Annotated in this window: 8 protein-coding genes; 4 read left to right on the forward strand and 4 right to left on the reverse strand. The window is 37.8% G+C overall.

Annotated features, from left to right (window positions below; all coding sequences use genetic code 11):
- Positions 1 to 121: 121 nt before the first annotated feature.
- Both avs2 and CTY47_RS08705 read right to left on the reverse strand, forming a co-directional pair.
- Positions 122 to 4234, reverse strand: coding sequence for an AVAST type 2 anti-phage system protein Avs2 (gene avs2, locus CTY47_RS08700; protein ID WP_199163413.1), 4113 nt, complete (start codon positions 4232 to 4234; stop codon positions 122 to 124).
- Positions 4235 to 4379: 145 nt separating this feature from the next.
- Positions 4380 to 5702: an ATP-binding protein gene (locus CTY47_RS08705; protein ID WP_099464379.1), complete on the reverse strand. Its 1323-nt coding sequence runs from the start codon at positions 5700 to 5702 to the stop codon at positions 4380 to 4382.
- Between the two features lie 1090 nt (positions 5703 to 6792).
- Between CTY47_RS08705 and CTY47_RS08710 the strand changes: the two genes are divergently transcribed.
- The 4 genes from CTY47_RS08710 (at position 6793) to CTY47_RS08725 (ending at position 13621) form a co-directional block, all read left to right on the forward strand.
- Complete coding sequence (locus CTY47_RS08710) at positions 6793 to 8169, forward strand: AlbA family DNA-binding domain-containing protein (protein WP_099464380.1); 1377 nt, start codon at positions 6793 to 6795, stop codon at positions 8167 to 8169.
- A gap of 55 nt (positions 8170 to 8224) precedes the next feature.
- On the forward strand, positions 8225 to 9706 hold the full coding sequence (locus tag CTY47_RS08715) for a DNA/RNA helicase domain-containing protein (RefSeq protein WP_099464381.1): 1482 nt from the start codon (positions 8225 to 8227) through the stop codon (positions 9704 to 9706).
- A gap of 467 nt (positions 9707 to 10173) precedes the next feature.
- The gene (locus CTY47_RS08720; RefSeq protein WP_158228516.1) at positions 10174 to 12657 is read left to right on the forward strand and encodes a TonB-dependent receptor; all 2484 of its coding nucleotides are present in this window, start codon (positions 10174 to 10176) and stop codon (positions 12655 to 12657) included.
- A 103-nt stretch (positions 12658 to 12760) separates the two neighbouring features.
- A complete protein-coding gene (locus tag CTY47_RS08725; protein WP_099464383.1) occupies positions 12761 to 13621 on the forward strand; it encodes an AraC family transcriptional regulator in 861 nt (286 codons plus the stop codon).
- Positions 13622 to 13935: 314 nt separating this feature from the next.
- On the opposite strand, the gene CTY47_RS17590 is transcribed toward CTY47_RS08725, so the two are convergent.
- Both CTY47_RS17590 and CTY47_RS17595 read right to left on the reverse strand, forming a co-directional pair.
- Positions 13936 to 16614: a DUF6383 domain-containing protein gene (locus tag CTY47_RS17590; protein ID WP_099464384.1), complete on the reverse strand. Its 2679-nt coding sequence runs from the start codon at positions 16612 to 16614 to the stop codon at positions 13936 to 13938.
- Between the two features lie 763 nt (positions 16615 to 17377).
- Entirely contained in the window at positions 17378 to 20506 is a 3129-nt protein-coding gene (locus CTY47_RS17595) for a DUF6383 domain-containing protein (RefSeq protein WP_143813361.1), read from the reverse strand.
- Positions 20507 to 20827 lie beyond the last annotated feature (321 nt).

Genomic DNA, 20827 nt, shown 5'->3' on the forward strand with positions numbered 1-20827 from the left:
GTCGGTTATTTCCCGCTCATGGCTTCCCTGCCGTTTGGAGAGGGGAAGCCCGCGAGAATAATCGACGGCACGAGAATAACTTCTACCGCTGTGAGGTTGTGAAACGGAGCAAGAGAGATCTTTACAATGATGTTTTTGTGTTAACTTCACCTTGAATTTCACTCTTATTTAAGTAGTATACACCAGAAACTTCTAGTCTACCAATAAATTCTCTACGATGATATCCTCCTATAATTTGTTTTTCACCTATTATAGTCCATATTATCTTCAAATTATTTTTTTCCAGATATTCTATAAATGGTTCTTTTTTTATGAGTAAATATGATTTTGAATTATTATAAACATTGGTCGCAAAACAAATAGTATTATCTGTTTCATCAGTATAATAACCTTCTCTTCTGCTGTACCTGAGGTTAATTCCTTCATAAATACTTTTGCATGGTTTGAGGTATCTAATAGCTCTATCTTTTGAGTAATCGAATTCTTCTTCCCATAAAAAACTTTCTGTTGTAACCATTACATCTGTAATATATTCTCCACTTTTTTTGTCATGAATCTCTCTCCAAAGAGTTCCTTCATAGTAATTTTCCAAAAAATATTTATATGCAGAAGACCAATAGTATTCTCGACTAAACACCTCATACCTATCTCTACTTTCAGGCATCCATCTTCCCATGAAGTCTTGTTTAACAGCCCACTTTATTAGTGATTCATAATCTTTATCTTTAACAAGATAACTTCTAATTTGAGTCCATAATTGCTTTCGTGGATAATCCCAATCTTCTTCTCCAATTTTTTTGGGTTCAACCCAATCTGGATGCGCTTCAAGAATCAGCCACTCCTCACCATTTTTATCTTTTACAACAATCTGTTCTGAGAAATCTGGTAAATCTTTACTATCATTAACCCAATCTTTATTTGAGACAGCCCAATCTAAAGTTTTCTCACTTTCCCACCAATAGCTTTCAGTTTGTTTTTCATCATCTCCTGTATTTTTTATTAGAATAGTCGGGTCAATATCTCTCACATAAGGATCCCAAGTTCCTTCGTATGAAATTTCCTCCTTGTCAGAGGAGTACCATCTATCATATTTTTTACAATTGTCAGAAACTCTTGCCAGCATCTCATAAAAAGCTAACCATTGATATTTCTTTCCAATACGTTCATTTGGGACAGAATCTCTCCCTCTTCCAGAACCAATACTTCTATCAAATTCACCATGCTTTTCGACATCGTATCCATATTTTTCAAAAATCCATTCAATAGCAATATTACTTAATAAATTGGTGTTGACATCAAAATCTCGTAATGCACTCTCAAATGTATACCTACCAAAATCACCATAACCAGCGGTTCCTCTTCCATACTCTGTGGTCATTGAAGACAGTATAGAATTTTGAGCCCAATAATATGGCTTAAATTTTTCTGATTTATAATCAAATTCATATTTTTCATCAATTTCTTCATTTGATATATTTTTGTACTGGAAATAAGATTTATAAGGAGGCTTAATTTTTGAGGTATCTATATTTAATTCATATCCTAAATATAAAGTATATTCAATAATTCCTCTCGCATAATCTCGCAATAATATGTGTGGATACACTTCTACCACATCAAAAATCACCTTATAAATATGAATGCTAAGTTCGGGTAAGAACTCTTTTTGTGTCGTCCGTAAAGCGCATCCATAAGCAACAGCAAACAATCTTTCATAAACATAAGGATCATTCACCGTTTCAAATAGTTTGAGAAGCTCAATCAAGACATTGATTCTATCTTGAAGTAAAGAAATTAATGCTTTGGTAGAACAATCACGTAAGCGCCTATTTGTTGAGGTGTGAAACCATGTTAAAGCAATACTTGATAATTTTATAGATTCATCCGAAATGTGTGATTTGTCATTTTCAGTCCATGCCCAATCAATCAATCTTTTAACAGAAGACTGGTTCGTATATTTATTTTTCAAATTTTGTGTCCAAATTTCATCCCTATCCGCTAAAGAAAATCTCATCAAATGTTCATGTAGACTATAGGCATTGAAGTAATGAACTGGATTAGAAGTTACGGATAATATTGTTTCCCAAAACAAGTTGTATGTGGCTTCATAAGCAAAAGCATATTCGTTTATATATTCTTTTGATTTTCCATTTATTGTGTCAGATCTTCTCCATAAAAGGCTCTCAACAAAAGATTCTACAATAGGGTAAGTATCTTTAAATTGGGGGATGTATTCATGTAATTCTTTACCCGTTTTTTCGGGAACTTGTATACTAAAAGCATCAACCAAACCTTTATTTAAATAAATGGAGTGTTCATCTTTTACATATGAAAATAATTCTCCCTTTTCTCCAAACTCAATGTCTAAATTGGGGAATTTTTCCAGTAAATATTGGGCGGTTAAATGATCTTCAAATCGTTCATATGCAAGATAAATACCTTCTTCATTTTCTCCATTGTTTTTCCAAAATAAATTCTTAGATAATACACCTTCAATTATTAAATCGTCAATAAATCCTCTATGACTGGTAAACTTTAACACTTCTGACTCTACTATTTCATAAGCAGTTTCGTATGGAATATATTTGGTTTGATACTCTGCTTTATATTTAATCAAACAATCAACAGCCTTCTTTACAAGATTAATTCCTTTTGAATAATTTAATTTATTGGGATTGGATAAGGTATTATTTACCCCATTAATGAAAAAACTTACTATTGATGAAATTCCTTGTATTCCATCAGGTATTCTTGTCAATCCTGATTTTTTAATGCCTTCACAAAATAGTTTCAAGAATAACGGATTCTGAAATTCCGGATGTAGTAACGGCACACTTGGTAGTTCTATCCCATAATTATCGAAAAATAATTTGCTTGCTTCATATTCTACATTTCTAAAGCCAAATAGAGTATATTCTGTTATATTTAGATTCTCCTTTGTTTCTGAAGGAAAAATCAAATCTTTATATGAAGATCGAATACTTAGAACCAGTCCTAACCACGCATATTTTCTTACTTCATTAATAAAACTATTTATGTAATTCGGCCAGAAATACTTCCCTTTTCCTTCATTTATTGCATCAATGAATATGATAATCCTTTTCCCAGAAGACTCTCCTCTTTGATTAAGTTTGATTAAAAAATCTTCCGTAGTCAAATCAATTTGGAGCCTGGCAAAAATCTGAGACCAAGGGTCTTCTTCTGTTGTAAATTGCTGACCTAAAAGAAAAATACTCTCGTATTCAAATCTAATTCTTTTTGAGATGACGTCACCTAACATATGTGATTTCCCTATTCCAGCTTCTCCATCTAAGATTAAGATTGGGCTATTTACAAGTTCAAAATCAGAACTATCAATAAAATTTCTAAATTCGTGTATTTCATCAATAAATTCCCATATATTTCTTAATTCATAACCATATTTATGGTAATGCCCATAGTCTTTAGTCTTTGATTGTATGCTACGTTCCTCTGATAAATAAAAATCATAAATAGAGTTAGCATTTTCATTTAATTCAGATGCGATTTCTTGAATAGTGTTCGTTTCTATACGAGAAGTTCCCTTAAAATCAGTTTCGTGAAACACTAAATATAGTTTATCTATATTATTTTTTATATTATCAACTTTATCTTTTATTTCATGATCATCCTTTAATATTTTCTTTCCTTTAGTGATAACGTTGTCTATTTTCTCAGTCACATCAATCTCGAATTTCTCTGTTCTGCCAAGAGCGTCGAATATTTTTGATTGTTCAAGTTCAAAATTCAATTTAGGAGTGTATCTATTGCCCAAATCTTGAATAGATTTCTCACATTGATTTTCAAACCAATCTTTATCAGGATTCCATGATAGCTGATGATTCAATTTTTCAATAATAGAATTTGTAATATCCTCTACAGAAGCATTCTCGCCTAGCTTTTTTACTTTTAATTCAAAAAGATAAATACAAGTAAATACGACAAGTAATAATATGACAAATAGAATACTCCACCAAGGAAGCTTAAGTTCAAAATAAAATTTAATACCCCATAGTATTGATTTTAACCAAGTAGTATCTGTTGTCTCATAAAGGTGCGTTGATAGTTTCAACGGGAAATCTATCGTTTTTGCTAATTCACATAATAGAAACAATCCTAATGGAGTTGCAATGCTCCAATAAGTTTTTCTAAGTCTAAATTTCAAAGCAATGGAAACCAACCATTCAATTATATTTTTTATTTTATTTTCGTTCATCTGATATACCACTATTAAAAATATTTCATTCGTTTTATTTGTTGAATTCTAGTTGGTGTTTTTTATGTTTATCATTTCAAAAAACATCTTTAATATGATACTGTTTGCGGATTATCATTTCTTTTCTCGCCTCTAAACTAAAACCTTACATATCTTCCAAGCCCAAACAAATCATATCAACCTGATATTTAGGCAACAGCTTGTTTTTAAGATGCTCCACCTTTGCTGCCAATAGTTCAGGCTTGAAATTCTTCTTTTGTCGCTTTACTTCTGCTGCTACCGCTTGGTTTTTCTCCAATTTCAGGGCAACAATATCTATCTCATTCTGATTACCTTTAGGTTCCCACCATGAGCCGATAGCACGGTATTGGAAACTTTCGGCAAGCTGCTGTTTGAAGTATCTTTCCAACATAATACCCGAATAAGTCGGATAGTCGGATTTAATGATAGCCTGTAAGCCGATAAAGTTCTTTATCTCTATCAGCGAGCGATGGCGGTCGAAATAGTTGAACCAAAAACGGATAAAATTATCCTGTATTTCGTACCGAACGGTTTGACTTCCTTCTTTTGCCAATATAGGGCGTTGGCGAATAATGATATTGTAGTCCTCTATCAATCGCTTGATTTGTCCACCAATGCTTTTATCTCCTAATGCAGCTTCTATTTCGGGTTGTGTATTGATACCTCCCGAGATGGCACTTAGGATAGAGAAGTAGGTCGCATAATTTTTTCCGAACTCTTCTATCAATAGGTTTTTCCCTTCATCGGTAAAGGGAGAGTTTTCCCGAACCATAAATGAAATCATTTCATCTATACTCAATGTGATGTTATCGCAAAATAACTCAACATACTTGGGAACTCCACCTGTAAAGGTATAGAGCGCAAGTAAGTCATCATTGGTGTAATTGGGGTTATAATCACGCATAATTTCTTTCAGCGTGTTTAAATCAAAAGCCGATAATTTGATGATATTGTCTGCTCTGCCGAATAGAGGCTCTTTATTGTTCTGGAATATTTTCTGCATCAGCGAATAAATAGAGCCGGATACTATCAGATTCATTTTGGATTTCTTCCGATAGGTGTCCCAGATATTCTGCATATCGCTATATACCGATTCATTGATGTTGTAAAACTCCTGAAATTCGTCAATGACAAGATTGAACGATTTCTGCGAAGCTAGCTCCATCAGATATTGGAACAATGACCGGAAGGTACGTATTTCCGCAGGAACAAATGTGTCGAGTGATTGACTTATAATCGGAATAAACTCAGAACAAAGCGTTGCTTCGCTTTTACGACCGACAAACAGATAGACAGTCGGTAAATTCTCGATCGACTTCATGATAAGGCTTGTTTTACCAATTCTTCTTCTTCCCGTTACTACAGTCAGACGGGAGTGGTCACTGAACGACAAGTTTTGTATCCGTTTCAGCTCTGCTAGTTCACTTATCCTGTTATAAAACTTCATGTTCTCTTTTTTGTTACACCCGTAACAGTTACGGCAGTTACAAAGGTAAATAAAAGTTTGGATATGCAATCATCTTTCTCAATTTTAAACCAATAAATACTTTTTTTGAACACTAATCTGTTATTACCGTGTAAGTCAGGGAGCAAGTGACCGCGCAAGTCAACCCAACAAGTTTAGTAGTGATGAAAAACATATATATGGTATAATTTTGTCTTATCTACATCCTTATATTCAGCGGATTATCTTCAAGCGAAAGGTGTAAATAATTTGCATTGATATACACATTGTGTCCTTTATTGCAAATTATTTATTAGTCACCAAACAAATGGGAGTAAGTTACCCAGCAAATGAATGAGAAAAAGCTGTTTTTGTCTTGTTGGCAAAACAGAAATGTCCTTAATTCATCTTAATACGTTGTTTTGTTTCATAATGCACTATTTATGCTGCATAATAGAAACAAAATAAAAAAGATGGAGAATTTGTAGATTCACTTGCAGAATAACTCAGTTCCGAAATGCGCATTTCGGAACTGACGATTTCGGAACAAAGGAAGGACAAGATAAAAATTTTAGTATGGATGATAAACTAAAAGCCGATATAAGCAAAATGGTTGATGATGTGATATTGTCATGTGTCCATTAGTTTATTGTGTTGTGTTCTTATTAGTTTATTATGCTGAATGTAATAATTTCATCTGTTAATCAGTCGATTACAATGCTCATTTAGAATAAAATCTTGAAAGAAATTTTCTTTATTATAGATATTTTTCCTACCTTTACAACAGAAATCATGCAAATAGCGAGCAGAACGATGAAAAATAATCGTGTGCTAAATCGTGTGGGATTCCAAATTTAAGAAAATATAAAAGGTTGGCTATCAATAGAGATACAGTAACAGTTCTCTTTCTGGTGGCACCACTTTTCAAGAAGGAAAAACGATGTAAATCCCTGAATTTCAAAAAAGTTCGGGGATTTTTCTTTTCCAAGAGTAGGCAAAATTAGTGGAATTGGAGCAAACTATACGTCCTTATTCAAGGGACTGTTTTAAAAAGCTCGAAATGCTTATTTTTGTACCACTATTACAAAAATTTATGCAGAATACAGAAGACATACTATCACTCATTGATAGCGGAGAAGGCTATAATGTAGAGTTCAAAGTTCGTGTTCCTTCAAAGGTTCGTGAACTAACAGAAGAAATTTGCGCTTTCGCCAATGCCGACGGAGGATATTTACTCATTGGTGTAGATGATAACGGTCAGATTATTGGCACAGGTTTGGAAAATGACAAACGTTCAGCCATTCAAGGCTCTATCAGTGAAATATCTCCGGCTCTCCATTGTGATATGTATGCGGTAAATATCGAGGATAAGACAGTTTGGGTAATTAATGTTCCGTCAGGTAAAGATAAACCTTATATATTTTCCGGTTCTATCTTTGTGCGTGAGGGAGCAAACTCACAGAAACTTCGTACTGTCGAAGAAATGCGTAGCTTCTTTCAGGAATGCAACAAAATATTTTTTGATGCCATTCCCTGTTCATGGTTCAATATCTACACTGATGCAGATGAACAAGCAATAAAAGATTTCCGTACAGAAGCAAGATTAAGCCCATCGACTGCCGACAAACAGATTTTTGAGAATTTGGAACTATTTACGGATAAAGGAATAGCCAAGAACGGTGCAGCCATGTTTTTTGGAAAACAACCTGAACGAAAATTTCCACACGCAGTAACAAGATGTGTCCTTTTCAAAGGAACAACCAAAGTATATATCATAGATGATAAAACCTTTGGCGGTCCATTATACCAACAATATTTGCAGGCTATGGCATGGCTGGAAAGTAAACTGCAAGTAGCTTATAAAATTGAGGGAGCAGGACCAAGAGAAGAAATTTGGGAAATTCCTCTTACTGTATTCAAAGAAGCTATTATTAACGCTCTCTCACATCGTGATTATTACGAACAGGGAGCAACCATTACAATAGAAATGTTTGATGACCGGGTAGAGGTTTCTAATCCCGGAGGGCTTTTGCCTATCGTAGCCAAAGATTTCGGGCACAAGAGCATGACACGCAATCCATTAATATTTGGTTTGTTTACCCGTATGCATTTAGTTGAAAGGGTTGCATCCGGTATTCCTCGTATGCAGGAAGCCATGAAAGAAGCCAATCTTCCTGAACCTGAATTTCATACGGACGGGATGTTTACGGTTATATTCAAAAGAGGTATCAGTATCAAGAATGATACTGTAAATGATACTGTAAATGATACTGTAAACTCAAAAGAACAAGAAGTACTAAATATCATCAAGCAATATCCGGGACTTAATTCGTCTAAGATTGCAGGATTAATAGGCAAAAGTGTTCCGACTGCTAAACGCTACTTAAATTCTTTGGTTAGATTAGATTTGATAGAGTTTAGAGGGGCACAGAAAAATGGAGGATATTATTGGAATAGCCAAAAGAGGTGAAACACCAAGTAAAAATTATCATCATATTTAAAATTAGTATTTACAAATTTGCCCTATGAAAAATGTCAATATTCTATCTATCATAGAAGCTTATCGAAAACTAAGTAATACACTATTCCAAAAACTTATGAATAGTTACGGAATAATCAGTGGAATAAAAGATTACGAGCTTAATGGTATAGAATCTTTTGTGAATGAATTATTAAAAATAAAAAATAACATCACCATTGTTAACAACTATTATTTAGGATATTCAATACCACAAATTGGAAAAGAATTTGATTTACTTAGATTTGGTGATAATTATATTATCAACATAGAAATAAAAACGGAGAGTTCAATAGACAAGATATTCAAACAACAGCAAAAGAATAGATACTACCTCGAGTTCTTGGATAAGGAAGTTTATATTTATACCTATATTTTAAATGAAAATAAGCTTTATAAACTCATAATAAAAGATAGCAATAATGAAATAAAAGAAGCGACTTTTGATGAGTTGTGCAACAAGCTGTTTCTTCAAAAAGTAGTAACATTCAACAATATTGATGATTTATTTAATCCATCCGACTATTTAGTTTCTCCTTTCAATTCTCCTGAAAAATTTATGGCAGAAGGATATTTTCTTACAGTTCAACAAGAACAAATATATAATGAAATCCGAACAAAGTTATCTGACGCAACAACAAAATTCATAGCTTTAACAGGTAGTGCAGGAACAGGCAAAACATTATTGACTTATCATATAGCTAAAGAAAGCATTCGGAAAGGCGAAAAAGTACTTATTTTACATTGTGCTCCACTAAATAGTGGTCACAAAATCTTAATGGAAGAATATGGTTGGAGCATACATATGCCTAAATATGCTCCGAATACGACAGATTTTGACTTAATTATAATTGACGAAGCCCAACGAATGTATCCATATCAATTTGATAAATATATAGAGGAAGTACGCACTTTCAATAAAAAATGCATATTCTCATACGATGAAAACCAATACTTGCGTGATAATGAGAAAAATTACCATACCAAAGAAAGGATTGAAAAAGAATTATCATGTACCCCCTATAAGCTAACAGATAAAATTAGAACAAATAAAGAAATTGCATATTTTATAAGACAACTTTTCAATCTCAAAAAGAATATATCCAACATAGACTATCCCAACATTGAACTTACATATTGCAAAAATTATTTTTCTGCAAAATCATTGCTGCAAGAATTATCGAAGAAAAACTGGAAAGTGCCTAATTACACACCGGGAACGCGCTCAACCTTCCATTATGAAGCATACTTATCCGGTGATACAGAAAGCGCACATTCTGTAGTTGGTCAAGAGTTCGACAACGTTGTGATAGTCATAGATGACTCTTTTAAATATAATTCTCAAGGAGATTTAATTGCTGATAATACTTATTATTCGCAAAGACAAATGTTATATCAAATAATCACTAGGACAAGAAAAAAACTGCATATTGTAATAATTGACAATGAAGTCATGTTAGATAGATGTATAGATATTCTAAATAAATAATTTCATCGACTTACTAACAAAAATCAAAATTAAAGAATTTAATATCAGAAAATGTACTATCTTCGCATTCAGAAATCGCACCCAAGATACAAAATTGTGTTGAACGGTACAAAGCAGTAAAAACCTTATTCAAGGGGCTTACATCGCAACAAAGACATAATTTACTGAAAGGTAGTGCCATGTCAACTCATTTTCGGTTGCTGGTAGCACCACTCTTAAAAGATTCAAAATCAAACAGATCCCTGAAAGTTAAACATTTCAGGGATTTTTGTTTTTTATTCCTGTTCTGTTTCTTGTAAAGATATAAATTCCACGTCTATAGCCGTTTTGTTTCTTGAGTTATTTTGCCGGCAAAACAACAATCCTTCTCTCTTGGAAAGCAGTGTAAAAGACAGACTTTAAATATCCTAGTTATGTACTACATTTTAATTACTATATTTATACTCAAAATCAGAATACACACAAAAATGATAATTGATAATTCAAAAAACAGAATACAAGGAACAATAAAGGCCTATAGTATCACAACCGTTTGGTTCGTTTGTTTTTTCATTGCATCAGCTGCAATCAATGCCCAGGAGGCGGCAAAAGGAAAGACGGGAATTGTGCGTGGTGTGGTTACTGCAACGGCAGCCAAAACGCCCGTAGCAGGTGCCGAAGTCATCATACTGGGTGATACGGTTATCCGCTATACTGCGGCAGACGGAAGCTTTGAGTTCAACAAAGTAGCCGCTGGTTACCGCACGCTGAACGTATCGGCAGATGAATACCTGAACTACGTCTCCGAATCTTTTGAGGTAATAGCCTCGATCCCTACTGTTATCAATGTGCAACTGGATGATTTACAACTATCGGCCGTCACGGTAACGGCTGCCGCGCCATTGCGTTCGACAGTAGAGTCGCCCGTATCCCTACGCCGTATCGAACGGGAAGAGATAGACCTCACACCCGGAGCCAACCGCGATATATCCAAAGTAATACAATCCACCCCCGGCGTAGTGGCCGTATCGCAAAACAACCGCAACGATGTGCTGGTACGAGGTGGAGGTGCGAATGAGAATAAATACTTTCTGGATGATATTGAAATTCCGGTACTAAACCACTTCTCCGTTCAAGGAGGTTCGGGCGGATACGCATCACTGGTCAACACAGACCTGCTTCGCTCGGTAAACTTTTACACAGGCGCATTCCCGGCTGCTTTATCCAACGGTTTAAGCTCAGTGATGGATATGAAAATGAAGAATGGCAATGACGATCGTTTTCATGGCAAAGTAATAGTAGGAGCTTCCGATGTAGGTGCAACCATCAACACGCCTCTGACAAAAGACGGCAAGACCACCTTTATCGGTTCCTATCGCCATAGTTACCTACAATTTTTGTTTGATATGCTGGGACTAACCTTTCTTCCTACCTACAACGACTATCAATTCAAGATCAGTTCGCGCCTGAGTGACGATGACGAAATATACGCTATCGGACTAGGTTCGTTCGACAACAACCGCCTCAACCTCGGCATAAAAGACCCCGAAGAATCGCGTCGCTACATATTAGGATACCTACCCAACAACGATCAGGTAAGCTACGTATTTGGTTTGGGTTACCGTCGCGGATTTAAAGGAGGTCAGTTTAAAACGACATTAAGCCGCGATTACCTCCGCAACGATCTGTTTAAATACACCGGCAATGACGAATCAAAAGATAAAACGCTGGACATCCGCAGTCGTGAGGGCAACTATCGTTTCCGTGCCCTTGTAGATCTCTGGAGCCTGGGAGGATTCCGTTTCAGTGCTGGTATAGGAGGCGGTTATGGCTCGTATGACAACAAAGCCATGCAACGCGTTTATACAGGCAACAACTATGCCGACCATTCCACACACGGCAAGGTAGACCTGTGGCGCTACGATGCCTTTGCCACGCTGAGCCGCTATTTTCTGGACGACCGCCTGTCGGTATTATTCGGACTGAGAATGGATGGTATGAATTATTCAGGCAAGACCAGTAATCCGCTCAAGCAACTATCGCCCCGTTTGAGTATGGCGTATAAGTTTACAGACAAATGGAGTGTGAACGCCACTGTAGCCCGTTATTATCAGGAACCCACATACACCACATTGGGTTATACGCCTGCCGATGGCTCCACTTTCAACCAGAAAGACGGTCTGACCTATCAGAATGTGAACCAGTATGTAGCAGGAGTTAAATTCTCGCCCAGTGCGGAATCGTCTGTTTCTGTAGAAGGCTTTTACAAGCAATACGGGCATCTGCCTGTATCGCTTAATGACTCGCTGCCGATCTCTACAGGAGACCTTACGGACTACATTGTAGGCAATGCGCCTGCATTATCCGTAGGCAAAGGGCGCGCGTATGGTATGGAACTTTCTTACCGCCACCTGAACTTCTTCAACACCGTTGTAAACCTTTCATACACCCTTCTACGTTCCGAAGTAAATAAGATGGACGCAGAGCTGCGCCCCATAAAGAATACCTATTGGGCATCCAGTTGGGATGTACGGCATATCCTGAATATCTCGGCCATCCACAAGTTCCCGCACAACTGGACGCTGGGAGCCAAATGGTATCTTACCGGAGGCATGCCTTACACACCTTACGACAAAGAACTGTCATCGCAAATTGATGCCTGGGACTCTCGCCGCCGTCCATACGCAAACAATGCCCTGTATAACACGGAACGCACGGCCGCCTATCATCAACTGGACGTACGTGTAGACAAAGTGTGGTACTTCAACAAATGGCGGCTCGGATTCTATGTAGACATACAGAACATATACAACTACAAATCGCGCGGACAAAACTATTTCTTCCCGCAATTCGATGCCAACAACCAGGGCATCCCCGATCCCAACCGTCCGGGATATTACCTGATGCAAGACCTGCCCAACGACCTGGGAGGAACCATACTTCCCTCCATCGGGATAACTCTGGAGATTTAACCGGAGAAAAGGAATAATCCCTTCCCCCTGCAAACTCCGCAATAATGGACAAGTCGCCTCAGCCCGGCAAATGTATCTTTGCCCTCGTGAAATACAAAACAGAATGAAGCAAGGAAAGAAAACAACCGTCGAGGAATATCACAAATGCGTAAATGCGGTGGTAGACTATATTAACGAGCACTTGGGAGAAGACATAGATCTGAAATCGCTGGCCGGCATCTCCCATTTCTCGCCATACTACTTCCACCGTATTATGAGCGCATTTCTGGGTGAACCTATCGGAACATTCATTGTCCGGACACGCACAGAGGCAGGCGCCCGTCTGCTGCGTTATTCAGACATGCCTGTTGCCGACATTGCCTACCACATAGGCTATGCCTCGCCATCATCGTTTTCCAAAGTATTCCGCCAGTTCTACGGTATTTCGCCAACAGAGTATCGTAACAATAAAAATTTTGTCATTATGAAACCAGCTATTATCCGCCCCGATCTGGAGCTAACAAAAGAGATTAAAGAATTGCCGGTACGCAACCTGCTATACATCCGCCTATTCGGTGATTACCGCCTGAACGATTACGGAGGAACCTGGATGCGTCTGATCGGCTTTGTCAACGAGCAAGCACTGCCTATGGGAGAAGCAGCCCCTCTCTGCATCTATCACGATGATCCGAAGGTTACACCGCCCAGCCGTCTCCGTACGGATGTTTGTATGATAATGCCAACGGTTTGCACACCTGTTGGCGATATAGGCTTCAAACAACTGCCGGCCGGCCGTTATGCCTCCTTTATTTACAAAGGGCCTTACGAACACCTGCAAGCTGTGTATGATACCATTTACGGTAAATACCTCCCCGAAATGGAATGCACGCTCCGGAATGAGGCCAGTGCCGAACGCTATCTGAACGATCCTTGCTCAACCGCTCCGGAAGATTTGCTGACCGAGATTTATATCCCTGTAGAGTAAGTATGTCTTTTCAAATAATGGTACGACAATAACGGTACGGCTTCAAAGCCTTAGCCCGTATAAAATAAAGCATCCTTATATATCATAAAAAGCCTCCCTGAATTGAACCAGGAAGGCTTTTAACTTTTTAACCGTCTTCACTCCTCACGGAACTACAAACAGTCAGAACTTTTAATTTTATTACTTTAGTACTAATATTACATTCACTTGTTCGCCTGTCTCAGGGTAATTGGAGATCAAGGGGCAATTTTTAATTGCCCCTACGCTTTCCGCGTGAATGATTAATTAGATTATTTGAATAATCCTTTGTATTCTTATTTAACAACTGCCTTAACAGCTGCTTCACCTTCTACAGCTACGATTACAACACCCTGAGGAGCAGCAATCACTTCACTGTCTGAAGTTGCAACGATTGTAGTCTTCTGACCCAATACGTTAGATACGACCACTTTCTTACCAGCAGCACCGTAAACAGTTACGTTACCTTCGCCAACTACTACACTGATAGTGTTATCAGCATCGATACCTTCATTTCCTGTTGGAGTTGAAGCTGTTTCGAATGTGATAGGCTGAGCAGCAACATCTGCATCTGAAGAGAAGATCACTGTTCCGTTTACTACAGACAGAGTCTTAGAAGGAACATTCATCGGAGTGATAACATAAGCGTCACCTACAACCTTGAACATCATAACTGATTTGTTGTTTGCGCTAGTTACCTGGATAGGTTCGTTAGCCTTTGTAGCAGCATACCAGATAGAATCTTTTACAACACGAGTAGCTACGAATGATGCGCTGTCGCCAGCAACTGCTAATCCCTGAGCAGCTCCACCAATTGTCAACGCATTACCAATAACAGTGTCATTGTCTACAGTTGCACCTTTATAGATATAATATCCATAGTTTGTATTGTCGCTACCTCTGTCTACATAAGCAGTATCGATATACAAAGCAAAGTCGTCAGCAGTCAAAGCAGCTTTCAATTCATCGTTTACACGCATGAACTTAGCAGCACCTTCCACATTAGTCAACATGTCATATCCCATACTGATATTATAATGACCACGAGCAACCTTTGCGTAAGTAGGAGCCTGGCCACCTTCGATAGCGAATACTGTTTGCTTAGCAGCAACCAGCTTGTCATAAGCTACGTCCAGAGTAGAAGCATTCATTACGATAGAGCTATCTGCCAACCAAGTAGTAGTATTTACAGGGTTGATGTTTGATTTTACAATCTGGTAGCCATTACCGTTGATATCAGCCACGAAGAAATAACGCTGTACGCTATCTGCATCTACAGCCATCTTAGTAACGCCTGTGTTTGTAGCAAAGAACTTAGAATCTGCTTTGTAAGGTCTTTCCATTGAATAAGAAACACGCATCAAAGTATCACCCAAAGTACGGGCACCATAAAGAACCGTATCAGCCAGGTTGTTATAACCATCTGAAGACAGACGCAATTGCAATGCATCTTCGAATGTAGATTTAGCACCGTTGATGATAGAATCCTGTACTGTAGACATATAAACATCGTCTGCAGCTTTAGAGATCAATCTGAATGCGATTGAGCCGTAACCCATTTCTTCTTTCGTATAGAACTTGTAACCAATGCTCTTGTCAGCCATGTCTACATCCAACTTAGTGAACAATACCGTATCACCTGTAGCCAATTTATAAACACCTGCAGCAGCATCTTTTACAGCATAAAGAACTTGTTTGTTCTGAAGTAGACTAGTAGCAACTGACGAACCCATAGTTTCGCCATTTGTCAAACCAGTAGCAGCAGTAACAGTTGTAGCTTCACGAGACTGGATAGAGTATGTACCGTCTTCATGATCTTTCACATACATCTGAGTATAAGCAGCATACGGAGTAGCAACAGGAGCATTGTAAACATATTGAGTTCCATCAAAAGTCAGATATTTGCCATCGTTAGCAGCATTTCCACCTGTACCTTTGAACATCAAAGAGTAAACGCCTGTACCGCCTGCCAATTTAACAGGATCACCTTTCTTGATAGTGATAAACGGAGCTATTACCTGAACAGAGTCTATAGTCAATACTTCTGTACTGTTAGCCAAAGTCTTGTAACCTAAAAGATATTTAGAATTTGCAGTAGCTTCAACAATACTATACTTGCCATTTATATCAAATGTAACAAGGCTGTCAGTCAACATAAAGATAGAGTCGTTGCCCAAGTTCATCCATACGTTGAATGATTGCAAACCTGCATTACCCATTTGCATATAACGAGCATCATTAGCAGCAACAACAGTATCCAACTGGAATTTAGGAGTTTTTACAGTACCTGAATAGCTAGCTGTATCAATTGTGATATACTGAGCTGGTTTCGTACCGGCAGCACTTGTTTCCTTACCTTTTTGTTGGAATTTGAATTTAGTAGTTCCCGGAACCAAAGTAGGGATCAGTTCGCTTTCAGTAAAGATGTTAGAAGCCTTACCTGCAAATTCGAACTGGAATGTTTCTGCATAGCCGGTCAATTCTGCAACTGTAGTCAGCTTAAGATTAAATGCAGTAGAATCTGTCAGCGGAGTAGCAGCATCTACAGAATTAGCCATAGCTCCGGCACCCTCTTTATAAGCAAGAATTTTGTTATCCGCCACTTTTGCATAAAGAGCTTTACCACTCTTAAACACAAATTCATTTACACCGGCAGCAATCTTTGCAGTAGCTGTTGCACTCTTCGCAAAAGAAAGCATTTGTCTTGTAGCCTTGTTTGTGAAAGTACATACTGTGTCGTTGCCTGTTTCAATTCTTACAATCTGCATGTCCCACAAAGCAGAGTCGGCCATTGCTTTTGTAGTCTCCAATTCCGTAATAGACTTCATTTTAACGGAGTCTACAGCAGGAACATCTTTAGACCATGACAAAGCACTGCCAGCACCATCTGTCAGCAAAACATACTTTGTCTGAGCTGTAGAGACCACTGTTAATGCTGCAAATGCAGCTAAAAGAGTAGAAAATCTCTTGTTCATACTTCTAAAATTTAATATTAATAATAGTGTTTGTTAAAAAATCTGTTTTTCAACCCGTTACGCTTCCAACAAGACATAAAAATGACTAGGGAAAACCAACGTTTATATTAGTCANAGAGTAGAAAATCTCTTGTTCATACTTCTAAAATTTAATATTAATAATAGTGTTTGTTAAAAAATCTGTTTTTCAACCCGTTACGCTTCCAACAAGACATAAAAATGACTAGGGAAAACCAACGTTTTCACTAGTCACTTTTTTGCCTTTTTTCAGGGCATTCGTCATCCGAATCCTTTGTTTTGTAACGGATAGCTTATAGTATTGATAAGAAAGAAGATAGCTAAGAAAAAAAAGACACAAAAAGGGTTGCACAAATAAAAGAAACATGTACCTTTGTGATGACTAATATAAACGTTCGTTTTCCCTAGTCATCGAAAATCCGCATATTTCAATAACTATCAGCTATTTAAACCGTTTTTTGATCCTCCTGTATTTTACTAATAAATATTAATGTACGCGTACATTAAATATTGTCATAAAATAAAAAGCCTCCCCGATCTGATTCGGAGAGGCTTTTGCCTTTTAGCTGTCTTCGTTCCTCACGGATATACAAACAGCCAGAACTTTTAATTTATTACTTTAGTATTAATATTTATCCGCTTGTTCGCCTGTCGCAGGCTAATTGGCTTATAAAGGAGTGGCTTTACAACCACTCCTTTTGCCTCACGGATAATTAATTAGATTATTTATCAATTATGCAATTGCTTACTTCACAACAGCTTTAACTGCTGCTTCACCTTCTACAGCTACGATTACAACGCCCTGAGGAGCAGCAATCACTTCGCTGTCTGAAGTTGCAACGATTGTAGTCTTCTGGCCTAATACGTTAGATACGATTACTTTCTTACCAGCAGCACCGTAAACTGTTACATTGCCTTCGCCGGCTACTACACTGATAGTGTTAGCTTCTGTTGATTCGTTGCCGGTTGGGGTATCTGCTGTAACAAGAGATGTAGACATCTTTGCATCGTTATCCAATACCAAGAAACCGTTTACATTTGAAACATAGCTATTGTTAGCAGTCTTCATGAAGTAAAAACCTTCATTATCACGGTCTGCTTCGAATATGAAACGGAAGTTTTCAATACCCGGTAACAATTTACCCTTAGTAGCATCTTTTGAAGTACCAGCAACAAGAGTTACTGTATCGATAGACATAGCACCAGCCTGAGCATCGAAGTTAGATACAAACATTGAGTCAACACCGTAACGTTCTGCTGTACGGAACATCAAACGAGGTTTACCTGTATATTCATAAACGTCTTTGTTATTTGCAACTGAGTCACCAGCAGCCCACAAATACATACGTTCGCCAGTTAAAGCCTTAGTTTCGGCATCATCCGATGCAATTGCTTTGCTGATATAGTAAGCAGCAGTTTCACCTGCTTTGTAGTTTACAGTATCCAGATAGAATGTAAAGTCGCCTTCTGCAAATTCTGCTTTCAGTTCATTACCTACCTGAGCTACAACAGCTACATTGTTCTTACCGATTGCCAACATGTCGTTGCCGCTCTTAATTACCTGATGGCCTTCAGCCTTGAAGTTTACAGCAGGAGCAGCCATTTCTTTAAATACAAACGGAGCAACTTTTGATGAAGAAGCCAATGCAATTGTATCCAATGCAGGAGCTACAGCCTGAGCATCCAATATAGCTACCTTATAGCCATAATCAGCATTAGTTGCCACATAATCAGCAGCTTTAGCAACACCGGCTTTTGTATCGTTCTTCATTGCTACGAAACCAGCAGTATCAACCAACTGATATTGATCCTTTGCGCAAGCCTTGATCAAGAATACAGCAGCACTGTCTGTAGCTTTATAATCGGCAGATGTTGCTTTCATTGTATACTGACCGTTTTCTACACGTACCAGATATTTTCCATCTTTATCTTTCATCTTATATGACTGACGATACAACTGAGGAACATCATCTGTCTTAGCAGCACCGTAGGCAGCAGCATTTACTTTTTCAAGATACATTGCGCTCTCATCGTCGGCAAGGATTACTTTGCCTTCCTTATTACCCTGAAGATACATATTACCAAGATATTCGTAAGCAGAAGTTACCTGGAACATGATGTTAGGCAGTTTTGCTGCTTCATAGAACAGATAACCGCTATAATCCTTATCACCTTTGAATGTTACTTTTGCATCCGTCAACTGGATTGTTCCGGCAGGGATTGTAAATGTATCGTCCTTACCTTCTACGGCACCTACGAATCCAGAGTGAATTTTATTACCTGTTGCACGGTTAATAATTTCATAAATACCTTCACCCAATTTCTTAACAACAAACTGAGCATTTACATCTGTTTCTTCAACAGCATCTGCAACAACTGCAGCAGCAGAACCAGTCAAAGCAGCAGCAGTAAACGGAGCTACAGCATACTTGTTTTTATTGTCGCCATCAAGATATTTCAGTGTATATACCTTCTTAACATCGATGTTTGCACCTACCGTAGAAGGAACATCACCCGCTTTATACGGCTGAATCAACGGATAGAAAGAAGTATTATTATTAGCCGTATCCATTACCAGATAAACAGAAGAACCTAATACTCTCAAAGCAGGAGCCGGAACAGTGAAATTTCCTTTCACCATCTTTGTTGCACCTTCTTGCATTGCAAAGTCGGCAACCAGGCTATCAGAGAATGCATTTGTCTGAGAATCAAACTTAGGCAAGTTGTATGGACGGATAGCAATAGAATCATTTGCAACGCTAACCTTTACAACGAACACAGCAGAACCGATAGGACGGTTTACTTTTCCACCAACTATTTGTTCGCCAGCCAACGGATTAACGCCAAATGTAGGAACCGTATCGGCCAAAGCCAATGTCCAAGCCGGCATTCTTACTGCTTCATCGCCAATTACCATGTTTGTGTCTGCCGGAGCAAAAGAGCCTTTCAGATAAGTAGTATCAACCACCAAAGCCTTTTTATCAGCAGCAGACCACAATACCAACAAAGAGTCTGCATCATTTACAGAAGGCACCAATTTGCCAAGACCTGAACCGGCAGCACCCCAAGACTTCTGACCTACAGCAGGAATAGAGTCTGCATTTGCAGTACTTTTTACGTTAGCCTGATAAGCTGTCCAAGTTTTTTCTGTCAGGATGTTCTTACCTTGATTTACATCCTGAGGAGCATCTTTCACTTCTGACTGGTTGAAATACATTTTACCACCAAATTTTTTCATGAAAGCATTAAAATCTTTTGCCGTCAATGTTAACGATTCTTGCGGGTGACGAACGACTAAAGAAGCTGTTACATTAGGAAGTGCAGATACGGATGTTCCTTTTACCGAATTAAGCACCAATTCATCTGATTCATAAGTCAAATAAAATACGGAGTCATTCTTAAATGCATAGAAACACTTACCATCGTAAGCCCATTCTTCGATACCAGAAGCTACAAATTTCACACCTTCTAATTTACCGGCATCTCCGGATTTAGAGTTTGTAACACTTGGAACGATCAGCTTCACACCTTGTGCATTTTTCAATGTATAAGAACGAGCCGTTCCCGATACTTTTACATTTACTGTCCACAACGTTGAGTCAACGCCAGCATAGCTAGTAGTGTCAATATCTGCTGTCAAATTAAAACTAGTAGCTCTGCTATTCAGCTTTTTAGAAGCTAAAGTCAAACCATCATTCGACTCTACAACGAAAGCATTTATGTATTCTTTGCCGCTAGAAGTAGGATCAGCCAACTGCACACGTGTGCCATCCTTCAAATCATTCAGACTTGAATAATACAAACTCTGCGCATTTGCTGATAGTCCACCGGCTACCAGAGCGGTAGCCAAAAGAGTAGAAAATCTTTTGTTCATACTTTTTTTCATTTAATATTAATAATAGTGTTTATAAAAATCTGTGATTCAACCATTTTAAATATCAATACCGTACAAAAATGACTAGTGAAAACGATCGTTTTCACTAGTCATTTTTTTGCCTGATTTCGGGGGTTTGTTTAAGAAAGGGATTGTTTTGTAACAGATAAGTTATAGTGTTGATAAGAAAGAAGATACAGAAGAAAAAAAATTAAGAAAAGGGTTGCACGATAAAAAGAAAGATGTACCTTTGCAATGACGAATGAAAACGATCGTTTTCCCTAGTCATTCCATTTCCAAGTTTACTTCCTGTTTTTTAGA

It is taken from the genome of Parabacteroides provencensis (genome assembly GCF_900232875.1).
Lineage (GTDB): Bacteria > Bacteroidota > Bacteroidia > Bacteroidales > Tannerellaceae > Parabacteroides > Parabacteroides chinchillae.